We start from the raw sequence: 1,503 nt of genomic DNA on the forward strand, positions 1-1,503 counted from the left end.
TTTCTCCCCGTATCACCATAATTATACTCTGGATCAACTCTACGGGCGCCAAACCCTTATCAATCGCCATTCGGCCCTCCCTTTCCTTTTGAGATCACAACCTGTAATACGTGAGGGACGTTGTTGACCAGGTTGAGAAATTCCCGATGCTCTTTGATGTCAGCTCTAACCCACCTTCACACGATCTTCAGATAATTCCATGAAAATGAAAAAACCCCGGTCTCGATATGAGAAACGGGGTTTTTGTTTGCCCTGAATCATGGCTTTCTCCCTCTGGCTTACGAATGAGGTATTATTCAAACATAAAAAATGGGGGCTTGAAATATCGGGGCTCCGGTTAATTCATATTTTTGGTTACCGAATTATACTATTTCTTCGATTGGGACGCGGGATCTTGTCCGGGATAAAGAATTTCCCTCAAGATTCTGTCTACATCAATTCCCCTTGTTTGAGCTTCCACACCAAACCAATTGTTTCCCATTTTCTACAAAGTGATTTGTGTGTTTTCATAGATATCAGGACAGTGCAGAGTTTAATATAACCAGGGTTTATTGCAGGTCATCCAAAATCAACAAGTTCAATGATGGTAGTTCTGTGAGTCTGGAATCGTTTGTCACAAAAAAAGATGCACCTTCCTGAATTACAGATGCCAACTGTATGGCGTCTGGCGTGCGAATATTGTGTTCAGCCCGGAGCCTTGCAGCCTGTTCAGCAACTGATTCTGAAATGCCTACTGTCCTTAAGTTAACCGAGTTAAGCAAGATATCGCGATACTCGTTAGCCAAGTCAGTATTATTTTGTCTCAATGGCTGAACCAGAACTTCCAATAACGTCACTGTCGAAGTAATAACCTTGAAGTAACCCCTGTCCACGGCTTGAAAGAAATAACGCACTGATTCCTAATAGGTTGGATGCTCCTCGATAAAATAGATGAGCGGGGCAGTATCCAGGCCGACCAACTCGCCTTGCAAACTGTCTACCCATTCCACGATTCTCTCTCCTTATCTATGTAATCCTGAGCGTCAATATCCTTCCATATTTCTTTCCCCATACCTTGTAGTTCCAAAATGCTGCGGCGGGTTTTCACGGTCGTTTTGCGACGAATCAAGACAGCAATCTGTTCGAGGAGAAGAAGTTGTTCTGACTGATTGAGGTTTTCCACTTGTTCTAATAGTTTTGTATAGCTAATAATCTGCATATCATTTCTTCATTCAAAAAAATTGGTTTCCCATGATAGATGACAAAAGCGCCTAAGTCATTTTGGCAAATATTTTAACATACACCCCGCCTATTCTCCTATTTATTTTTTCTCTACCAGTCCCATGGAACAGATTATTTTGGGTTTGAGGATTCCCCCATCCTCCTCATGGATGTAAAGGGGTCATAAAGGGGTCAGATCTACTCTTGACTCTTGGAAGTTAAACCAAAATGCTTCTTGAAAAGTTCTTCGGATAATTCCTCCCCTTTTTCTGTCAGAGTCACCGACTTTGCCTTAGTTTTGGG

The 1,503-nt window shown here is 42.2% G+C and carries 1 protein-coding gene and 1 pseudogene; both read right to left on the reverse strand.

The features are described from left to right. Window positions 1-548: 548 nt before the first annotated feature. A pseudogene (locus U9Q77_13895) lies at window positions 549-989 on the reverse strand (PIN domain-containing protein). Continuing rightward, the gene (locus tag U9Q77_13900; GenBank protein MEA3288448.1) at window positions 977-1,198 is read right to left on the reverse strand and encodes a hypothetical protein; all 222 of its coding nucleotides are present in this window, start codon (window positions 1,196-1,198) and stop codon (window positions 977-979) included. The pseudogene U9Q77_13895 and the gene U9Q77_13900 overlap by 13 nt, the downstream one beginning before the upstream one ends. Between the last annotated feature and the right edge of the window lie 305 nt (window positions 1,199-1,503).

Source organism: Candidatus Neomarinimicrobiota bacterium, assembly GCA_034716895.1.
Taxonomy (GTDB): Bacteria; Fidelibacterota; UBA8477; order UBA8477; family JABMPR01; genus JABMPR01.

Coding starts and splice junctions, on each gene's coding strand:
- U9Q77_13900 (MEA3288448.1), bottom strand. CDS start 1,198: ATGCAGATTATTAGCTATACAAAACTATTAGAACAAGTGGAAAACCTC.